At 73.0% G+C, this 18,526-nt stretch carries 17 protein-coding genes; 9 read left to right on the top strand and 8 right to left on the bottom strand.

The features are described 5' to 3' along the window. The 5 genes from QSK39_RS00885 to QSK39_RS00865 all read left to right on the top strand — a co-directional run bounded on the left by QSK39_RS00885 (nt 1) and on the right by QSK39_RS00865 (nt 4,957). Nucleotides 1-1,074, top strand: coding sequence for a ferredoxin-like domain-containing protein (locus tag QSK39_RS00885; protein ID WP_285475745.1), 1,074 nt, complete (start codon nt 1-3; stop codon nt 1,072-1,074). Next, entirely contained in the window at nt 1,071-1,694 is a 624-nt protein-coding gene (locus tag QSK39_RS00880; RefSeq protein WP_285475744.1) for a precorrin-8X methylmutase, read from the top strand. Before QSK39_RS00885 ends, QSK39_RS00880 begins: the two co-directional genes overlap by 4 nt. Further along, nucleotides 1,691-3,181: a precorrin-2 C(20)-methyltransferase gene (locus QSK39_RS00875; protein ID WP_285475743.1), complete on the top strand. Its 1,491-nt coding sequence runs from the start codon at nt 1,691-1,693 to the stop codon at nt 3,179-3,181. Before QSK39_RS00880 ends, QSK39_RS00875 begins: the two co-directional genes overlap by 4 nt. After that, nucleotides 3,160-3,900, top strand: a complete 741-nt coding sequence (locus QSK39_RS00870) for a GNAT family N-acetyltransferase (RefSeq protein ID WP_285475742.1) — start codon at nt 3,160-3,162, stop codon at nt 3,898-3,900. The genes QSK39_RS00875 and QSK39_RS00870 overlap by 22 nt, the downstream gene beginning before the upstream one ends. A 67-nt stretch (nt 3,901-3,967) precedes the next feature. After that, the gene (locus QSK39_RS00865; protein ID WP_285475741.1) at nt 3,968-4,957 is read left to right on the top strand and encodes a substrate-binding domain-containing protein; all 990 of its coding nucleotides are present in this window, start codon (nt 3,968-3,970) and stop codon (nt 4,955-4,957) included. Between the two features lies 1 nt (nt 4,958). Here QSK39_RS00865 and QSK39_RS00860 read toward each other — a convergent pair whose 3' ends face one another. The 6 genes from QSK39_RS00860 to cbiE all read right to left on the bottom strand — a co-directional run bounded on the left by QSK39_RS00860 (nt 4,959) and on the right by cbiE (nt 12,488). Further along, the gene (locus QSK39_RS00860; protein WP_285475740.1) at nt 4,959-8,051 is read right to left on the bottom strand and encodes an arabinosyltransferase domain-containing protein; all 3,093 of its coding nucleotides are present in this window, start codon (nt 8,049-8,051) and stop codon (nt 4,959-4,961) included. An 18-nt stretch (nt 8,052-8,069) separates the two neighbouring features. Then, entirely contained in the window at nt 8,070-8,729 is a 660-nt protein-coding gene (gene bluB, locus QSK39_RS00855; protein ID WP_285475739.1) for a 5,6-dimethylbenzimidazole synthase, read from the bottom strand. After that, complete coding sequence (locus tag QSK39_RS00850; protein ID WP_285475738.1) at nt 8,726-9,445, bottom strand: cobalt-precorrin-6A reductase; 720 nt, start codon at nt 9,443-9,445, stop codon at nt 8,726-8,728. Before QSK39_RS00850 ends, bluB begins: the two co-directional genes overlap by 4 nt. After that, a complete protein-coding gene (locus QSK39_RS00845) occupies nt 9,442-10,452 on the bottom strand; it encodes a Gfo/Idh/MocA family protein (RefSeq protein WP_285475737.1) in 1,011 nt (336 codons plus the stop codon). The genes QSK39_RS00850 and QSK39_RS00845 overlap by 4 nt, the downstream gene beginning before the upstream one ends. Next, nucleotides 10,449-11,210: a precorrin-4 C(11)-methyltransferase gene (gene cobM, locus QSK39_RS00840; protein WP_285475736.1), complete on the bottom strand. Its 762-nt coding sequence runs from the start codon at nt 11,208-11,210 to the stop codon at nt 10,449-10,451. Before cobM ends, QSK39_RS00845 begins: the two co-directional genes overlap by 4 nt. A 126-nt stretch (nt 11,211-11,336) precedes the next feature. Further along, nucleotides 11,337-12,488, bottom strand: coding sequence for a precorrin-6y C5,15-methyltransferase (decarboxylating) subunit CbiE (gene cbiE / locus QSK39_RS00835; RefSeq protein ID WP_285475735.1), 1,152 nt, complete (start codon nt 12,486-12,488; stop codon nt 11,337-11,339). Between the two features lie 68 nt (nt 12,489-12,556). On the opposite strand from cbiE, the gene QSK39_RS00830 reads away from it, so the two are divergent. The 4 genes from QSK39_RS00830 to cobC are packed head-to-tail and all read left to right on the top strand — an operon-like array spanning nt 12,557 to nt 17,457. Next, nucleotides 12,557-14,509 (top strand): putative cobaltochelatase, encoded by a 1,953-nt coding sequence (locus QSK39_RS00830; protein ID WP_285475734.1) that lies wholly within the window; start codon nt 12,557-12,559, stop codon nt 14,507-14,509. Further along, entirely contained in the window at nt 14,509-15,123 is a 615-nt protein-coding gene (gene cobO, locus QSK39_RS00825) for a cob(I)yrinic acid a,c-diamide adenosyltransferase (protein WP_285475733.1), read from the top strand. Before QSK39_RS00830 ends, cobO begins: the two co-directional genes overlap by 1 nt. Beyond that, entirely contained in the window at nt 15,117-16,448 is a 1,332-nt protein-coding gene (locus QSK39_RS00820; protein ID WP_285475732.1) for a cobyrinic acid a,c-diamide synthase CobB, read from the top strand. The genes cobO and QSK39_RS00820 overlap by 7 nt, the downstream gene beginning before the upstream one ends. Further along, entirely contained in the window at nt 16,441-17,457 is a 1,017-nt protein-coding gene (gene cobC, locus QSK39_RS00815; protein ID WP_285475731.1) for an Rv2231c family histidinol phosphate aminotransferase CobC, read from the top strand. Before QSK39_RS00820 ends, cobC begins: the two co-directional genes overlap by 8 nt. On the opposite strand, the gene QSK39_RS00810 is transcribed toward cobC, so the two are convergent. Further along, nucleotides 17,432-17,914 carry a hypothetical protein gene (locus QSK39_RS00810; protein ID WP_285475730.1) on the bottom strand — a complete coding sequence of 161 codons (483 nt, stop codon included), beginning with the start codon at nt 17,912-17,914 and terminating at the stop codon, nt 17,432-17,434. The two genes, cobC and QSK39_RS00810, sit on opposite strands and share 26 nt — an antisense overlap. Beyond that, entirely contained in the window at nt 17,911-18,372 is a 462-nt protein-coding gene (locus QSK39_RS00805) for a SigE family RNA polymerase sigma factor (protein WP_285477891.1), read from the bottom strand. Before QSK39_RS00805 ends, QSK39_RS00810 begins: the two co-directional genes overlap by 4 nt. Between the last annotated feature and the right edge of the window lie 154 nt (nt 18,373-18,526).

Raw genomic sequence — 18,526 nt, 5'->3', positions numbered from 1 at the left:
ATGCCGACCCCAGCACGTGCGCGAGCCGACGCGTGCCCGGGTGTTTTCGCTCCCCACGACGCCGCCGACGGCCCGTTGGCGCGGGTCCGGCTGCCCGGCGGTGCGGTTTCCGCGGCGCAGCTGCGCGCGCTCGCCGACTGCGCCGAAGCGTGCGGCGACGGCGACCTCCACCTGACTTCCCGCGGCAACGTCCAGCTGCGCGGGGTGACGCGGCCCGGGCTCGCGGTCCGGCTGGCCGACGCCGGACTGCTGCCGTCGCCGTCTCACGAACGGGTCCGGAACGTGCTGGCCTCGCCGTTGAGCGGGCTGCACGGTGGCCTCGCCGACGTCCGCGGGCTGGCCGCTGAACTGGACGCGCTCCTGTGCTCGACGCCCGAGCTGGCGTCGCTGCCGGGCCGGTTCCTCTTCGCCTTCGACGACGGCCGCGGTGACGTCGCCGGGGAAGACGCCGACGTCTGCTGGCGCGCGCTCGACGCGGACGAAGGAACCCTGCTGCTCGCAGGCGGCGACACCGGACGGCCGGTGGCCCGCGCCGATGCCGTCGCGGCGCTGGCCGAGGTCGCGCTCGACTTCCTCCGCGTGCGCGGAACGGCTTGGCGGGTCGCGGAACTCGACGACCCGGCTTGGCGGGGAACGCCGGTGCCGCGGCTCCCGGCGGAAATCCCGGCGGGCCTCATCGAGCGCGACAACGGTCTCGCGGCGGCCGTCGTGCCCCGCTTCGGGCAGCTGGCGGCGGCGCAGATGCGGGCGCTCGCCGAGTTCGGTCCCGCGCTGGTCACGCCGTGGAAGTCCCTCGTGCTGCCGAATGCGCCCGCCGACGTCTTCGAGCGGCTGGGCTTCGGCGGCGAGACCTTGGGGACCACCGCGTGCATCGGCCGGCCCGGCTGCGCGAAGTCGCGGGCCGACGTGCGGGCCGACGCCGTCTTCCGGCCGGGCCTGCGCGCGCACTTCTCGGGCTGCGAACGGCGGTGCGGGAAGCCGTCGCAGTCCCATGTGGACGTGGTCGCCGAAGCGGACGGATATCGGGTCGACGGCCGGTGGGTGCCGTTCGACGAGCTGAAAGGGAAGCTGTGATCGACTACCTGCGGGACGGTGCCGAGATCTACCGGCACTCGTTCGCCACGATCCGCGAGGAGGCGGACCTGGCGATCCTGCCCGACGACGTGGCGGGCCTGGCGGTCCGGATGATCCACGCCTGCGGCATGGTCGATCTGGTCGACGACCTGCGTTACACGCTCGACGTCGTCGAGTCCGGCCGTGCCGCGCTCGAAGCCGGCGCGCCGATCCTGTGCGACGCGAAGATGATCGCCAGCGGGGTCACCCGGCGCCGCCTGCCCGCGGGCAACGAAGTCGTGTGCACGCTCTCGGACCCGAGCGTGCCCGGGCTCGCCGAGCGGATGGGCACCACGCGCTCGGCGGCGGCCTTGGAACTGTGGCGCGACCAGCTGCCCGGCTCGGTCGTGGCGATCGGCAACGCGCCGACCGCGTTGTTCCGCCTGCTGGAGATCCTCGACGAAGGCGTCGGCGCACCCGCGGCGATCATCGGCGTCCCGGTCGGGTTCGTCGGCGCGGTCGAGTCCAAAGTGGAGCTGGCCAAGCAGGCGCCGGCGCCCTACTTGGTGGTGCACGGACGGCGCGGCGGCAGCGCGATGGCCGTCGCGGCGATCAACGCCCTCGCGAGCGCCGAAGAATGACCGGGACGCTCTACGGCGTCGGGCTCGGCCCCGGCGACCCGGAACTGATGACGGTCAAGGCCGCGCGGCTGATCTCCGAAGCTTCGGTGATCGCCTACCACTGCGCGCGGCACGGGCGCAGCATCGCGCGGTCGGTGGCCGAGCCGTACCTGCGCGAGGGGCAGGTCGAGGAGAAGCTCGTCTACCCGGTCACGACCGAGACGACCGACCACCCCGGCGGGTACGAGGGCGCGATCGCGGACTTCTACGAGCTGAGCGCGAAGCGGCTCGCCGAGCACCTCGACGCGGGACGCGACGTCGTCCTGCTCTGCGAAGGCGACCCGTTCTTCTACGGCTCGTACATGTACATGCACGAACGGCTTTCCGGCCGGTTCGACGCGGTCGTCGTGCCCGGGGTGACGTCGGTGAGCGCGGCGTCGTCGGTGCTCGGCCGCCCGCTGGTGCAGCGCGACGAGGTGCTGACCGTGCTGCCGGGTACGCTCCCGGCACCCGAACTGGCCCGGCGGCTGGCGGACACCGACGCGGCGGCGGTGCTGAAGCTGGGGCGCACGTTCGGCTCGGTGCGGGAAGCCTTCGAAGAAGCCGGGAAGCTGGACGACGCCGTCTACGTCGAACGCGCGACCTGGGGACAGCAGCGGATCGAGCCCCTGGCTTCGGTCGATCCTTCGACGGTGCCGTACTTTTCCTTGGCACTGCTGCCTTCTCCGGCTTACGCGGCACGGACTTCGCCCGCCCCCGAACCCGCTCCGGCGGCCGAGGGGACGGGCGAGGTCGTCGTAGTGGGGCTCGGCCCGGCGGGTCCGGAGTGGCTGACGCCGGAGGCCGCGGCGGAACTGGCGGCCGCCGAGCACATCGTCGGGTACGGGCCGTACGTCGCGCGGGTGCCGCAGAAGGCGGGGCAGCAGCGGCACGCGTCCGGCAACCGCGTCGAGGCGGACCGGGCGGTGGAGGCGTTGACGCTGGCCGCGTCGGGCGCGCGGGTCGCGGTGGTGTCCTCGGGCGACCCGGGGGTGTTCGCGATGGCGTCGGCGGTGCTGGAACAGGTGTCTTCGGGGCACGTCGCGGGGGTCCGCGTCCGGATCGTCCCGGGGGTGACGGCTGCGCAGGCGGCGGCGTCGCGGGTCGGCGCGCCGCTCGGGCACGACTACTGCGTGCTGTCGCTGTCGGATCGCTTGAAGCCGTGGGAGATCATCGAGAAGCGCCTTGACGCGGCGGGCGCGGCCGACCTGGTGCTGGCGCTGTACAACCCGGCGTCGCGCTCGCGGGTGACGCAGCTGGCCGACGCCCGGGACGTGCTGCTCCGCCATCGCGCCCCGGAGACGCCCGTCGTGGTGGCGCGGGACGTCGGCGGCCCGGAAGAAGACATCCGCGTGACGACGCTGGGCGACCTTGATCCGTCCACAGTGGACATGCGCTGCCTGCTGATCGTCGGCTCGTCGCGGACCCGGGTGGAGGACGGCGTGGTGTGGACTCCGCGCAGCTACTGACGGCCGAGTCGGCTCTGCACCACCGGGCGGCGCTGGCGGGCGAGGCGGCGTCGGCCGCGGGCGTGCCCGGCCGGTTCCGGGCCTGGGAGCACGCCGGCCTGCTGGCCGTGCTGGCGACGGATCCCGCGCTCGGGTACCTGTCGACGGTGACCGGGGTGACCCCGGAAACGCTGCCGGTGGTGGCCGGCTTCGTCCGGTCGCCCGAGTGGGACGGTGCCGAGCCGACCGTGGTGGCGCCGGCCGGGCTCGCCGTGCCGGGCCTGGTGCCCGCGGGCGAGCGCTTCCTGGCGGTCAAGCAGCTGGAGCCCGCTTCGGAAGCGCCTCCGGACGAGGTCGACGAGGACACCTTCGTGCGGATCCTGCTGGCGGGGTTCGAGGTGCACGGCGCGGTCGCCGCCTACATGACCGCGGAACACCGGCTCCCGATCATGCGCCGGTTCGTGCTGCGGGAGGGGGAGACGCCGATCGCCGCCGCGGGCATGACGATCGACGGCGGTGTTGCGATCCTCGGAGCCGCTTCGACCCTGCCCGAATACCGCGGCCGGGGCGCGCAGCCGGCGTTGCTGCGCCGGCGTCTCGTGGCGGCCGCCGCGGAGGGCTGCACGCTGGCGGTGGCGACGGCTCGTCCGGGTTCCCCGAGCGTGGCCAACCTGGAGCGCGCGGGGTTCCTGCTCCAGCGTCGGACCGCGTGGACGTCATACCGGTCCGGTATCGCCTGAACCACATCGGTGTTGGCTTCTTCGTCGTACTCGCCGTGATGATCGGAGGTACGACGAAAGGAGCGACATGGACTTGCGGATCGGGAGTTTCCGTTACGACAACACCGAAGCCCTGTTCGACGGATCGGTGACGGTGGCCGGGGCCGGCAGCACGACGATGTCGACCGCGGCCACCTTGCCCGAGATCTTCGGACGCCTGGCGCGCGAAGAGGTGGAGGTGTCCGAGTTCGGGCTGACGTTCTTCCTGCGGGCGCTGGACCAGGGCGTACCGCTGGTGGCCATCCCGGCCTTTCCGGTGCGGCTGTTTCGGCACTCGGCCGTGTTCGTCCACGCGGGCAGCGGGATCACCGGGCCCGCCGACCTCGTCGGCAAGACCATCGGCGAGTTCGGCGTCTACGGCCAGGACCCCGGCGTCTGGATGAAGGGCATCCTCGCCGACGAACACGGCTTCAAGCCCGAAGCCAACCGGTGGGTGATCGGCGGGCTGGACCACCCCGCGCCGCCGTTCGAGTTCACCAGCCACCCGCATCCGGACGGTCTCGACATCACGACCGCGCCCGAAGGCCGGGCGCTGTCGGGGATGCTCGAGTCCGGTGAGATCGACGCCCTGTTCACCGCCAACGTCCCGCAGCCGTTCCTGGACGGCTCCCCGAACATCACCCGGCTGTTCCCCGACTACGAAACGGTCGAACGGGACTACTACCGCCGGACCGGGAACTTCCCGATCATGCACACGGTCGTGGCCCGGCGGGACCTGCTGGCGGCCAACCCCGGACTCGCGCGCGCCGTCTACACCGCCTTCGACGACGCGAAGGAAGCCGGCGCGGACCGCTACCGGAAGTTCCGCCGCCTGTACGAGGCACCGGTGATGCTGCCGTGGGCCAACGCGCTGATGGAGGAGAACGACCGGCTGTTCGGCGAGGACTGGTGGCCGTACGGAGTGTCGGCGAACCGGTCGGAGCTCGACACTTTCCTGCGCTACCACCACGAGCAGGGCCTGTCGAAGCGCCGGTGGACGGTCGAGGAGATCTTCGCCCCGGAGCTGCTCGACACCTGACCTAGCGCGTCGGGTCCTTGCCGTTCGGCTGGCTCGGGCCCGGGCCCGGGGACCACCAGCCCGGCACGGTCTTCTCCCCGTGCACCACCGTCGGCGCGATGCCTTCGGTGAACGGCTCGATCTGCAGCAGCTGGCCCCACGACTGGCTCGGCTGCCCGATCAGGTAGCTCGGCACCTCGGGTTCCTCGGCCAGCTCCTCCAGCCAGCCGATCGGCCCGCCGTTGGTCGAGGACGCCCACTCCGCCTCGTCCGCCAGGCCGCCCGCCGTGATGCGGTACTCCGGCACCTGCGAAATCCCGTCGTGGGACGTCACCGGCTGGACGCACGGGTACACGAACGACGCCGGCCAGTCGACGTACACCGGCTTCGAGCCGATCTTGTCCGTCAGCGTCGTGAACGTCGGGACGCGCGGGGCCGACGCCGCGATCCAGCCGTCCTCCGTCAGGTCGTTGTCGACGATGTTGATGCGGACCGCGTTCGTCTCCGCGGGCAGGTCGCGCAGGTTGATGCGCGTGTCGTTCCAGCCGCCCGTGCCCGAGCCCGGCGGGAGCATGAACTGGCTGCGCAGCACCTTCACGCCCTCCGGCGTGTTGACGCCGTAGTCGAGGCTCACCGACGTCGGGCGGCGGGCGGCGCCGGCCGTGGCCACCACGATCTGGCCGTCCGCCGGCTTCTCCGTCAGCGCGTACCAGTCGCTGCGCAGGCGGCCCGCGCGCGTCTCCTGGTCGAGGTAGCTCGACCACATCGGCACGGTCTCCGGCGTGAACCCGTGCGGCGGCTCGGCCAGCGGGTCCTTGTCGTCGACCGCGCGGGTGTGGAAGCCGGTCTGGACGCGGCCGTTGTCCTGGTCGGGGTTCGGCAGCGGGGAGTCGGGCTCCTTGGGCTTCTCCGCGACCGTCCGCTGCTCGGCCTGCGGGTGCAGGATGCTCGTCGCCGCGTCGCGCTCGACCATGACGTGGTCGGAGAGGTTGCAGCTCTTGCCGAACAGGTGCCCGATGTTCGCCGCGCCGAGGCTGTAGCTGCCGGCCTGGTTGTGGATCGCCCACGCCATCGTGACGAACTCGCCGCCCGCCACCAGGCCGCAGACCACCACCAGCGACAGCGACCCGAGCCGCAGCGCGCGCAGCCTGCCCTCCTGCGGCTGGGCCGGCAGGCCCGGCCGGTGCGCGCGGACGTTCTCGACGAACGCGTAGATCCCGGCGACGGCCGCGGCCACCAGCAGGATCGTGGACAGCCCGATGCCGCCGATCGACGGCGCCACGTTCGTCCACTGGACGCCGAGGCGCGAGACGAACCAGTACGTGTTGGGCCCGGTCGCGGCGAGCGCGGCGACCACCAGCAGCGCGGCGAGGAAGGCCGCGCGGTTGCGTTTGGACCGCAGCACGGTCGAGCTGGTCGCGAGCGCGGCCAGCGCCGCCATCGACGCGCCGACCGCGGCGAACGCGCCGAAGTGGTGCGTCCACTTCGTCGGCGTCAGGGCCAGCAGCAGGAAGAACAGCGCCGTCGTGCCGATCAGACGGCGCGCGGGGCCGAGCGCCGCGCCGGGGATGCGGCCGCGGCGCAGCAGCATCACCAGGCAGGTGGCGGTGCACAGCACGACCAGGAGCACCGGGAAGCGGCGTGGCGCCGAGCCGTCCGGCAGGTCGGCGAACAGCAGCTGGTAGCGGGCGAGCTCCTGGAACCACGACAGGTTCGGGCCCACCTGGGTCCGGATCCGGGTCGCCTCCTGGACGGTCGCGAACGTCTGGTCGGCGAACACCGCGACCAGCACCAGCAGCCCGGCCGCGGCGACCGGCGCGAGCACCGGCAGCCAGCCGTTCTCGTTCGCGCGCTGGCGGATCAGCTTGAACAGCGGGCGCGCGGCGACCAGGTACGGCGCCACCGCGATCAGCCCGGTCGGCGTCGCGGCCAGGGTGAACCCGGCCGCGGTCAGGCCGAGGCACAGCGGCAGCAGCCGGCGCGTCACCAGCGTGCGCTCCACCGCGCAGATCGCCAGCAGCGAGCCGAGCGCGGCCACCGGTTCGGGGCGGACGCCGTTGTTGTAGGGCATCCACCAGATCAGGAACACCGTCGCCGCGGCCCAGCTGGCCGGGCGGCTGGTGCGGATCTGGGTGCCGAGGCGCGGCATCACCTCGCGGCTGATCAGCAGCCAGCTGAGCACGCCGAGCAGGAACGACGGCAGCCGGATCCACGGCGGGACCACGCTGACGTGCGCCATCAGCTCGAAGACGTGGTAGAACCAGCCGAACGGCGCCTCGGCGACCCCGAACCAGCGGTGGTAGTTCGTGAGGAACCCGGTCTGCTCGGTGACCCGGGCCATCGTCAGGATGTAGCCGTCGTCCGAGGTCACCGGCCCGATGAAGACCCACGCGCCGAGCGCGGCGATCACCGTGGCGTCCCGCAGCGTCAGCCGCCACCAGCCGACCGGCGCCCAGCGCGGCGCGCGTCTCGCGGAGCCGGAGTCGCGGCGCCAGACCGCGATCATGCAGCCGATCAGCGACAGCACGGCGAGCACGCCGACGCCGATCTTCAGCGCGGTCGGCGACGTCTGGTAGCGCGTGTCCGGCACGACCGAGACGTGCAGCCCGGCGATCGGGTCCCGGCTCGAGTTGATCGAGGAGTAGATGCCGACCACGCGGGGCCGGACGTCGCCGTTCGCGTGGAACACCGGCGTCCCGGCCACGGCGAGGGTCATCTGCGTCGCGTCGACGTCCAGCTCGACGTCGCACTTCTCGGCCGGGAGCGGCTGCTGGGCGATCTGCTGGCCCTGGCTGGAGGCGAGCAGCACGCCGTTGTCGATGCGCAGCTGCAGGCCGACGCCGTTGCCGGCCTTCGGGTCGGTGCGGCCGTCCGGCACGGTGGCGAAGAGCAGGCCGGGACCGGTCGTGCGGGCGTCCACCGAGCGGATCGCCGCGCACGGCAGCTCGGCGCGCAGGTCCTGGGCCCAGTACCCGGTCAAGGGCGCGTTGACGGAGCGGGTGTCGCTGCCGGTCGGCCAGACGACCTCCGCCGTGTCCTGCACCACCGGCAGGAAGGGGAAAGCCAGCGCGCACAAGGCCGAGAGCAACCCCAGCGCTACGGCAATCAGACGCATCGGCGCAACGCTAACGGGTCAGACGTCGGCGGCTGACGCAACCCCCGGGTCACGCGGCGTGAAGCGCCCGTGGTGGAGCGCCCCGGCCAGGGGACGGCGGCTGCGCCACCCGTGGCGCTCCAGGTCGGGCACCGTTTCCAGCTTGCTCACCGGCCCGACGCAGAGCCACGCGACCGGCCGGATGCCGTCCGGGATGCCGAGCAGCCCGCCGAGGAACGGCTCGCGGTAGAAGCTGACCCAGCCGACGCCGAGGCCCTCGGCGGTCGCGGCGAGCCACAGGTTCTGGATGGCGAGGCACACCGAGTAGAGGCCGGCGTCGGCGATGGCGTGCCGGCCGAGGACGTCGGGCGCGCCGCGGGCCGGGTCGTAGGTGACGACGATGCCGAGGCTCGCTTCGAGGATGCCCTCGATCTTGATGTTCGCGAAGGTGCTCGCGCGGTCTTCGGTGAGCTGCTCCGCGAACACCTCGCGCTCCTCGTGGACGTGCTTCGCGAACGTCTCGCGCGTGGCGTGGTCGTCGACCAGCACGAAGTCCCAGGGCTGGGTGAGCCCGACACTGGGGGCGGCGTGGGCGGCTTCGAGGATCCTCAGCAGGGTGGCCTCAGGAATCGGCTCGCCGGTGAACTCGCCGCGGACGTCGCGGCGTTTGCGCAGGACCTCGTAGAACTCTTCGCTCATCGGCTCAGGACCCATTCGACGGCTTCGGCCACGGTCGCGGCGGCCTCGGTGCTGGGCCTCGGCGGCCGCCGGACCAGCAGGACGGGTTTGCCCAGTTCGCGCGCCGCCGTGAGCTTCGCGCTGGTCTGCGTGCCGCCGGAGTCCTTGGTGACCAGGACGTCCACCCGCTCGAGCAGCTCGCGTTCGGCGGCTACCTCGTAGGGCCCGCGGGCGAGGATCAGTTCGTGCCGGCGGGGGAGCGGCGGCTCGGGCGGGTCGACGCAGCGGATCAGGAACCACAGGTCGTCGAGGTGCGCGAAGGCCGGGAGGCCCTGGCGGCCGCTGGTGAGGAAGACGCGTTCGCCCAGCTCGGGCAGCTTTTTCGCGGCGTCTTCGAGGTCGTCGGCCCAGTGCCAGACGTCGTGTTCGCCCGCTTCCCACCCGGGCCGGGCGAGCCTCAGCAGGGGAGTTCGCGTCTGCTCGGCCGCTTTCGCCGCGTTCGCGCCGATGCGCTCGGCGAAGGGGTGCGTCGCGTCCACGACGGCTTTCACGTCGTTCTCGCGCAGCCAGGCCGCGAGACCTTCCGGGCCACCGAAGCCGCCTACGCGCACTTCGCCGACCGGGAGCCTCGGCCGCGCGACGCGGCCGGCCAGCGAAGACACGACGCGGACTTCGTTGCGTACGAGGTCTTCGGCCAGTTTTCGCGCTTCGCCGGTGCCGCCGAGGATGAGGATCACTTTCCGTACCCGACGGCCTCGCGCCACCGGTCGAGCGTGCGCATGTTGGCCAGCGTCTCGGCCCAGGTCAGCTCGGGTGCCTGCCGGTCGCCGACGTGCGTGGCGACGTGGTCCGCTTCGCGCGCGAAGACCCCCTGGGTCGCTTCGACCTCGATGATCTCGGGCTCGCCGTCGGCCGGGGTCAGGACGATCCGGGAGACGCCGGGCTTGCGCAGCGGGTGGATCCACGCCGGCTGCGGGATGTGGAGCTGCCCGCGCGTGCCGAACACGCGGATGCCGTCCTCGCGGGTCAGCCGGATGCCGCAGGAGATCGTCGCGAGGATGTCGCCGGGCAGGCGCAGCAGGCCGGTGGCGTACTTGTCGACGCCTTGCCCGCTCAGGTGGGCCATCCCGCTGACTTCGGTGGGCTCGACGACGTCCTGTCCGGTGGCGGCCTGGGCGACCAGCCGCGCCAGGGACGTGCAGTAGCAGCCGACGTCGAGGATCCCGCCACCGCCGAGCGCGGGGTCGCCGAGGCGCGCGGTCTCCTCCGGGTTGCTGTCGAAGGAGAACGTCGTGTCGACCGCGCGGACTTCGCCGATCGCGCCGCTCGCGATCAGCTCGACCAGCCGCCGGGTCTGCGGGTGCAGGCGGTACATGAACGCCTCCATGAGGAAGACGTCGTGCGCGCGGGCGGCGGCGATCACCTCTTCGGCGTCGGCGGCGGTGAGCGTCAGGGGCTTTTCGCAGAGGACGTGCTTGCCCGCTTCGGCCGCGGCGATGGCCCATTCCTTGTGCAGCGCGTGCGGCGTCGACACGTAGACGGCGTCGATGTCCGGGTCGGCGAGGAGGTCTTCGTAGCTGCCGTAGGCCTTGGGGATCTCGAAGCGGGTGGCGAACTCGCGGGCGCGGTCGCCGTTGCGCGCGGCGACGGCGGTGAGCGTGCCGTGCTTGCTCTCGTCGACGCCCGCGGCGAAGTGGGCGGCGATGGTCCCGGCGGCCAGCAGGCCCCAACGCAATTCGGTCACAACGACTCCGGTTGGTTCGCCCGGTCGCGGGCACTGGAATAGAGGAAGCTGTCCGGAAAGCCCGCGGCGGCGAGCACCCGGCCGACGAAGATGGTGGCAGCGCGCGTCATCCCGGCTTCGCGCACCAGGCGGGGGAGTTCGCCGAGCACCCCGCGCACGACGGTCTCCCCAGGCTGGGTCGCGAGCGCGACGACGGCGACGGGGCAGTCCTCGCCGTAATGCGGGACGAGTTCGTCGGTGACGCGCTCGACGTGGTTGATCGCGAGGTGCAGCGCGAGCGTCGCCCCGGTGGCGGCGAAGGCGGCGAGGGTTTCCTGGGGCGGCATCTTGGTGGACCGCGCCTGGACGCGGGTGATGACGAGGCTCTGCCCGACTTCGGGCACGGTGAGCTCCCGCTTCAGCGCGGCGGCCGAAGCGGCGAAGGCGGGCACACCGGGCACGACGGCGTAGGGGACGTTCTCGGCATCGAGCCGCCGGGCCTGCTCGGCGACGGCGCTGTAGAGGGAGGGATCCCCGGAGCAGAGCCGGACGACTTCGTGGCCGCTCCTGTGCGCGTCGACGAGCTTTCCGACGATCTCTTCGAGGCTGAGGCCGGCGGTGTCGACGAGCGTTGCTCCCGGCGGGCAGTACGCGAGCAGGTCGGGCGGGGTCATGCTGCCGGGGTAGAGGCAGACGGTGCAGCGGGCGAGCAGGTCCCGGCCCCGCACGGTGATGAGGTCCGCGGCCCCGGGCCCGGCCCCGACGAAGTGCACGGTCATCGGCTGCTCCGCGGGGTGAGTGCGGGTCGGAGCCCACCGGCACCGGCCGGAAGTGTGGTCATCGGCCGCCGCCACCCGGCACGGGCGAGCGGTCTGCCGCGACCCTCGGGCGGAGCGTTGCGGCGGTCACTGGCTGCTCCACTGCGTCACGGTGCGGGCGGGGGTCCACCCGGTGAACCCGCCGAGCGGCGCGGCGCGTTCGACCGCGATCCGCAGCAGTTCACCACCTCGCTCGGCGTACAGGTCACCGAGGATCCGCTCGGCCTCCAGCGTCACCCCGTGCGCCACCAGCCGCGCGCCCGTCGCCAGGCACGCGTCCAGCAAGCCCGGGGCCGTCAAGCCGCCGCCGAGGAAGATCGCGTCCGGGGCCGGGAGTGCGCTCAGCGACTCCGGGGCCGGACCCGTCACCACCTGCAGCTCCGGGACCCCCAGGTCGAGCGCGTTCCGGCCGATCCGCTCGGCGCGGTCCGGGTTCTGCTCGACCGCGATGGCGCGGTTCAGCTCGTGCAGCCGCGACCATTCGATCCCGACGCTGCCCGCGCCCGCCCCGACGTCCCACAGCAGCTCGCCGGGGCTCGGCGCGAGCCGCGCCAGCGCCGAGACGCGCAGGTCGCGCTTGGTCAGCTGGCCGTCGTGGGAGTACACGTCGTCCGGGATGCCGATCAACGGCAGCGCCGGGCCCTCGCACGTCAGCGCGAACACCGTCAGCGGCCCGGGTTCGCCGGCCCAGCCGTCGGTGATGCGCTCGTCCGGCCCGCCCAGGTTCTCCAGCGCGAACAGCTCGCTCTCGCCGTACCCGCGCACGGTCAGCAGCGAGCGCAACGCCGCCGCGTCGGCACCCAGGACGAGCACCCGCCGCCCCGGCGCCAGCACCCGCGCGACCCGGGCCGACGACCGGCCGACGAGCGTCACCACCTCGGTCTCCTCGGCGGACCAGCCCAGCCGGGCCCGGGCCAGGGTCACCGACGAGAGCGCCGGCAGCGCCTCGACTTCGTATCCATGGGCCACCAGTGTGGTGCCGACCCCCGACAAAAACGGATCTCCGCTGGCCAGGACGCAGATGCGCTGTCCTTCGTGCTCCGCGATGACCGCGTCGAGCCCGGGCAGCAACGGCGACGGCCAAGGCTCGCAAGGAACGTCGGATGGCAGGTACGCCAGCTGCCGCGGCGCGCCGAGGACCACGTCGGCGCCGAGCACCAGGGCCTGGGCCTGTTCCGCCAAGCCGGACCAGCCATCCGCCCCGATTCCCACCACCGTCAACCGTGATTTTTCGCGCACGATTTCCCACCCTAAGCGAGCCCGGCGCTGTGCGATGATCGGCCGGTCGCCGACCTGGAGGAGTGCTGTTGAAGCCGTACCCGTTCACCGCCGTCGTCGGGCTGCCGGACCTGCGCCTGGCGCTGGTCCTCTCCTCGATCTCCCCCGCTGTCGGCGGGGTGCTGGTGCGTGGTGAGAAGGGCACGGCGAAGTCGACCATCGTCCGGGCGCTCGCGGGGCTGCTGCCGGGCGTCGACGTCGTGGACGGCTGCCGGTTCTCCTGCGATCCCGCGGCGCCCGACCCCCTCTGCCCGGACGGCCCGCACGAGGGCGCGAAGAGCCACCGGCGCCCGGCGAAGCTGGTCGAACTGCCGGTCGGCGCGGCCGAGGACCGCGTCGTCGGCTCGCTGAACCTGGAACGCGCGCTGGGCGAAGGCGTCACGGACTACCAGCCCGGCCTCCTGGCCGCCGCGCACCGCGGGCTGCTCTACGTCGACGAGGTCAACCTGCTCCACGACCACCTCGTCGACACCCTGCTCGACGCCGCCGCGATGGGCCGCGCGACCGTCGAGCGCGAGGGCGTCTCCGTGTCGCACGCCGCGCGGTTCGTGCTCATCGGCACCATGAACCCCGAGGAAGGCGAGCTGCGGCCGCAGCTGCTCGACCGGTTCGGCCTGACCGTCGAGGTCGCGTCCAGCCGCGATCCGGAGCAGCGCGTCGAGGTCGTCCGGCGCCGCCTCGCCTACGAGGCCGACCCGGACGGTTTCGCCGCGCAGTACGCCGACGAAGATGCCCGCCTCGCCGAGGAAATCGAGTCGGCGCAGAAGCTGCTGCCCGCCGTCAAGCTGCCCGACGACGCCCTGCGTCAGATCGCCGAGATCTGCGCGTCCTTCGAGGTCGACGGCATGCGCGCGGACATCGTCACCGCACGCACCGCGGTCGCGCACGCGGCCTGGGCCGGGCGCGACGAGGTGACCACCGACGACGTCCGCGTCGCCGCGCGGCTCGCCCTGCCGCACCGGCGCCGCCGGAACCCCTTCGACGCACCCGGAATCTCGGAAGAGCAGCTGGAGCAGGCCCTTCAGGACGCCCAGCCCCCGGAGCCGGGCCCCGAAGACGACGGCCCCGGATCCGGTTCGACGCCGGACGAAGCGCCGCAAGAAGTCCCGCAGGGAGACGCGCCGCAGGGCGAGCCGCAGCAGAAGCAGAACGGCGGGCAGCAGAAGACCGTCGGCGCCGGCGAGACGTTCAAGGCCCGCGTGTTCCGCGTCAAGGGCATGGGCGAAGGCGAACGAGGACGTCGCTCGCGCGCGATCACCGACAGCGGACGCACCATCGGTGTCCAGCCCCCGAGCGTCCGGGACGGGCGGCCGCACCTGGTCGCGACCGTGAAAGCCGCGGCACCGCACCAGAAGGCCCGCGGCCGCGACGGCGCCGGGTTGAAGCTGCGCCGTCAGGACCTCCGCTTCGCCCTGCGCGAAGGCCGCGAAGGCAACCTCGTGCTGTTCTGCGTCGACGCGTCCGGCTCGATGGGCGCGAAGGCACGGATGCGCGAGGTCAAGTCCGCGGTGCTGTCGCTGCTGCTCGACGCCTACCAGCGCCGCGACAAGGTTGGGCTCGTCACCTTTCGCGGCAACGCCGCCGAGCTCGCGCTGCCGCCGACGATCAGCGTCGACGCGGCCGCGTCCCGCCTCGAAAGCCTGCCGACCGGCGGCCGGACGCCGCTCGCGGAAGGCCTCCTGGAGGCCGCGCGGGTGCTGCGCGTCGAGGAGATCCGCGACCCGCGGCGCCGTCCGCTGCTGGTCGTCGTCACCGACGGCCGCGCCACCAGCGGCCCCGACGCCGTCGCGCGCGCCCAGGCCGCGGCCGGGCTGCTCGCCGGGGTCACCGCCATCGTCATGGACTGCGAGAGCGGCAAGATGCGGCTCGGCCTGGCCGCCGACCTCGCCGCCCACCTCGGCGCCGAGCACGTGCCGCTGGGCGAGGTCGCCGCCGATTCCCTCGCGAGCGCCGTCCGCGCCCGGACCGGGAAGGCCGCCTGATGCCCCAAGGCAAACCGGAAGTCGTCCCGGCCGACGGGCTGACCACACGCCAGCGCCGCAACCGGCCGTTGCTCGCCGTGCACACCGGCGAGATGAAGGGCAAGTCGACGGCCGCGTTCGGGATGGCGTTGCGGGCCTGGAACCAGGGCTGGTCGATCGGCGTGTTCCAGTTCGTCAAGTCGGCTAAGTGGCGCGTCGGCGAGGAAGCCGCGTTCCGCGCGCTGGGCAAGCTGCACGACGACACCGGCGAAGGCGGGCCGGTCGAGTGGCACAAGATGGGCGAGGGCTGGAGCTGGGCGCGCAAGTCCGGCACCGAGGAGGACCACGCGACGAACGCACGGGAAGGCTGGGCGGAGATCAAGCGCCGGCTCGCCGCCGAGACGCACGACTTCTACGTCCTCGACGAATTCTCCTACCTGCTCAAATGGGGCTGGCTAGAGGTGGACGACGTCGTGTCCGCTTTGGTCTCGCGGCCCGGGCACCAGCACGTCGTCATCACCGGCCGGTACGCGCCGCCGGAGCTGGTCGAAGCCGCCGACCTGGTGGCCGAGATGACCAAGGTCAAGCACCCGATGGACGCCGGCCAGAAGGGCCAGCGGGGGATCGAGTGGTAGCGCGCGTGGTCGTCGCCGCGCCCGGTTCGGGGCACGGCAAGACCACGATCGCCGCCGGGCTGATGGCGGCGCTGCGCGAGGCCGGGCACCGCGTCTCCGGGCACAAGGTCGGGCCCGACTTCATCGACCCGAGCTACCACGCCCTGGCGACCGGGCGCCCCGCGCGCAACCTGGACCCGTTCCTGCAGGGCGAAGACCTCTTGATTCCGTTGCTGCGCCACGGTTCCGCCGGTGCCGACATCGCCGTCATCGAAGGCGTGATGGGCCTGTTCGACGGTGCGCTGGGCACCGAGGGCTACGCCTCGACCGCGCACGTCGCCCGGCTGCTCGACGCGCCGGTGGTGCTGGTGGTGGACGCGTCGGCGGCGTCGCGCAGCGTCGCGGCGACCGTGCTCGGGTTCGCGTCCTACGACACGCGCGTGCGGCTGGCCGGGGTCATCCTCAATAAGCTCGGTTCGCAGCGGCACCTCGACGAGATCGCTTCCGCGCTGGAGGCCACCGGCGTCCCGCTGCTGGGGGCGTTGTACCGCAACGAAGAGATCCACGCGCCGAGCCGGCACCTCGGGCTGGTCCCGGCGGCGGAACGCGCGTCGGAGGCCGAGCGGGTGCTGCCGTCGCTGGCCGCGTGGGTGCGGGACGGCGTGGACCTCGAAGCGATCGTCCGGATCGCTTCGGCCGCGTCATCGCTTTCCTCGCCGCCGTGGGAACCGTCCGGTGTGGACGGTCCACGCGTGACGGTCGCGGCCGCGGGCGGACCGGCGTTCACCTTCCGCTACACCGAGAACGTCGAACTGCTGGCCGCCTGCGGGGTCGACGTGGTCGACGTCGACCCATTGCGGGACCAGGCCTTGCCCGACGGCTGTGCCGGGCTGTACTTCGGCGGCGGGTTCCCCGAGGTGCACGCGGCGGAGCTGTCGGCGAACACCGCGTTGCGCGCCGAGGTGGCTTCGGCGATCTCCCGGGGTATGCCGGTGAGCGCGGAGTGCGCGGGGCTGCTGTACCTGTGCCAGTCGCTGGACGGCGTGCCGATGGTGGGCGCGGTGCCGGCGGACGCGAAGATGACCGCGCGCGGCAAGCTCGGCTACCGGCGCGCGGTCGCCGTCGAGGACAACGTCCTGGCCACGGCCGGGCAGCGCGTCACCGGGCACGAGTTCCACCGCACCGAGGTGACGCCGTCGCACGGCGCGTCGGCGGCCTGGGGCTGGGATCGGCAGCTGGACGGCTTCGCGTCGCCGACGCTGCACGCGTCCTACCTGCACGTCCACTGGGCCGGGTATCCCGAGCTGGCCCAGCGGTTCGCGGCCCGGGTCCGGGCTTATGCCTGACTACGACCTGCACCACCACGGCGACCGCGAAGTCGGGCCGGGGCTGGTCGACCTCGCCGTGAACGTCCGGCTGCCGCGGCCACCCGCGTGGCTGCGGCAGGAGCTGACGTCCGCTTTGGATTCCCTGGCGGCTTATCCGTCCACTGTGGATGCTGAACGCGCTGTTGCCGCGCGCCACGGCCGTTCCCCGTCGGAAGTCCTGGTCACCGCGGGTGCCGCCGAAGCCTTTACGCTGCTGGCTTCGGCGTTGCGACCCCGGCACGCCGTGGTCGTGCACCCCCAATTCACCGAGCCGGAAGCGGCACTCCGGGCCGCCGGCCACGCCGTCTCACGCGTGATCCTGTCCGAAGAGGACGGTTTCGTGCTGGATCCGGCGCTCGTCCCGGATGACGCCGACCTGGTGTTCGTGGGCAACCCGACGAACCCGACGTCGGTGCTGCACCCGGCGGCTTCACTGCGTTCTTTGGCCCGTCCCGGGCGGCTGCTGGTGGTCGACGAGGCGTTCCTGGACGCGGTCCCCGGCGAAAGCGAGAGCCTGGCCGCCGGTGTCCCGGGCGTCGTCGTGTTGCGCAGCCTGACGAAGACGTGGGGCCTGGCCGGGCTGCGGGCGGGGTACGTGCTCGCGCCGGCGGACGTCATCGAGCGGCTGCGGGCGGTGCAGGTGCCGTGGTCGGTGTCCACTTTGGCCGGCGTGGCGACGGTGGCGTGCTGCCGTCCGCCCGCGTTGGAGGAAGCGGAAAAGCTGGCGATCGCGGCGGAATCGGACCGCGAGTACCTGGTGTCCGGCCTGGCGGACGCGGGCGTCCCGGTACTGGGCGACCCGCGCGGCCCGTTCGTGCTGGTAAGGGTTCCGGACGGCGCTTCGGTGCGGGCGCGGCTGCGGGAGGCGGGCTACGCGGTCCGCCGGGGAGACACGTTCCCGGGACTCGGCCCGGACCACCTGCGCCTGGCCGTCCGCGCCCGCGCGACGACGGACGCGTTCCTCACGGCACTGCGCAGGTGTGCTTGAACGCCGTCGCGCCGGGGCGGATCCGGAACCGCACGGTGTGGCCGAGGTTGTCGCGGAATTCCATGGCGCCCGGCTCGGTGAAGTACATCGTCCCCTCCTGGTAGGGGTCGCCCCAGCCCGCGGGCGCGCCGCCGTTCGGGCCGTACAGCGGGTGTTCGGCCTCGAAGAAGTTCAGGCCGCTCTGCATCTCGTCGACGCCGCAGTGGGTGGTGAGCGCGAAGTTCGGCAGGAAGCCGTGGGTTTGGCGCGGCAGCGACACCGCGGGCACGAGCGTCGCGGGGCGCGGATCGTCCCGGCTCGCGACGAAGGTCGCGCCGGCCAGCAGCAGGACGACGGCCGCCACCAGAGCCGGCACGAGCACCCGCCGCCGCGGGGCCGGGACGTCCGCGGGCTCGACCTCGACGCTGTCGGCGAGGGCCTCGAAAGCGGCGCGCAGCCGGGTTTCGACGTCGGTCATCGGAGCTGTCCTTCCAGTTTCGCGAGCGCGCGGGACGCGCAGGTCTTGACCGTGCCGCGGGAGACGCCCAGCGTGTGGGCGATTTCGGCTTCGGAGAGGCCGGACCAGTACCGCAGCACGAGCACCTCCCGTTGGCGCCGCGGCAGCCGCCGCACCGCCGCGAGCACCTCGCGGTGTTCCTCGCCGAGCAGGGCGCCGGCGTCGGCGGGCGGGCCGTCGTCCCGTTCGGCCCGCCGGTGCCGCAGCCGCACGGCCGCGCGGCGCTGGGCGGAGCGGGCACCGTTGACGACGGAGACGCGCAGGTAGCCGCCCGCCGCGGCGGGGTCGGCGAGCGGCGGGCGCCGGACCAGCGCGACGAAGGCGTCCTGCACGACGTCTTCGGCCAGCGCGCGGTCGCCGAGCAGCAGCACGGCGAGCCGGACCAGGCCGGGCCGGTGGGCGCGGAAGAGTTCCGCCAGGTCGAGGGCGGTGTCGGCGCTCAGGGCGTCCTCCTCGGGGCTTTACCGGGTACACGCCGGGCCGGCGGGCGAGGTTGACAAACCCCGCCGGAAACACCGACAGGGGGCTGTCGCCACCGCTACCGAGAGTGGGTGTCGCCGCCGGGAACGGCCC

The organism is Amycolatopsis sp. NBRC 101858, assembly GCF_030269325.1.
GTDB lineage: Bacteria > Actinomycetota > Actinomycetes > Mycobacteriales > Pseudonocardiaceae > Amycolatopsis > Amycolatopsis ponsaeliensis.
Note: the sequence above shows the minus strand (reverse complement) of the source record. Positions and strands in the feature narration are given on the sequence as shown.

What these genes read in the sequence shown, in the direction of transcription:
- QSK39_RS00885 (WP_285475745.1), top strand. Translation starts at nt 1, where the DNA reads ATGCCGACCCCAGCACGTGCGCGAGCCGACGCGTGCCCGGGTGTTTTC.
- QSK39_RS00865 (WP_285475741.1), top strand. Translation starts at nt 3,968, where the DNA reads ATGGACTTGCGGATCGGGAGTTTCCGTTACGACAACACCGAAGCCCTG.
- QSK39_RS00875 (WP_285475743.1), top strand. Translation starts at nt 1,691, where the DNA reads ATGACCGGGACGCTCTACGGCGTCGGGCTCGGCCCCGGCGACCCGGAA.
- cobC (WP_285475731.1), top strand. Translation starts at nt 16,441, where the DNA reads ATGCCTGACTACGACCTGCACCACCACGGCGACCGCGAAGTCGGGCCG.
- cobM (WP_285475736.1), bottom strand. Translation starts at nt 11,210, where the DNA reads ATGACCGTGCACTTCGTCGGGGCCGGGCCCGGGGCCGCGGACCTCATC.
- QSK39_RS00860 (WP_285475740.1), bottom strand. Translation starts at nt 8,051, where the DNA reads ATGCGTCTGATTGCCGTAGCGCTGGGGTTGCTCTCGGCCTTGTGCGCG.
- cobO (WP_285475733.1), top strand. Translation starts at nt 14,509, where the DNA reads ATGCCCCAAGGCAAACCGGAAGTCGTCCCGGCCGACGGGCTGACCACA.
- bluB (WP_285475739.1), bottom strand. Translation starts at nt 8,729, where the DNA reads ATGAGCGAAGAGTTCTACGAGGTCCTGCGCAAACGCCGCGACGTCCGC.
- QSK39_RS00810 (WP_285475730.1), bottom strand. Translation starts at nt 17,914, where the DNA reads ATGACCGACGTCGAAACCCGGCTGCGCGCCGCTTTCGAGGCCCTCGCC.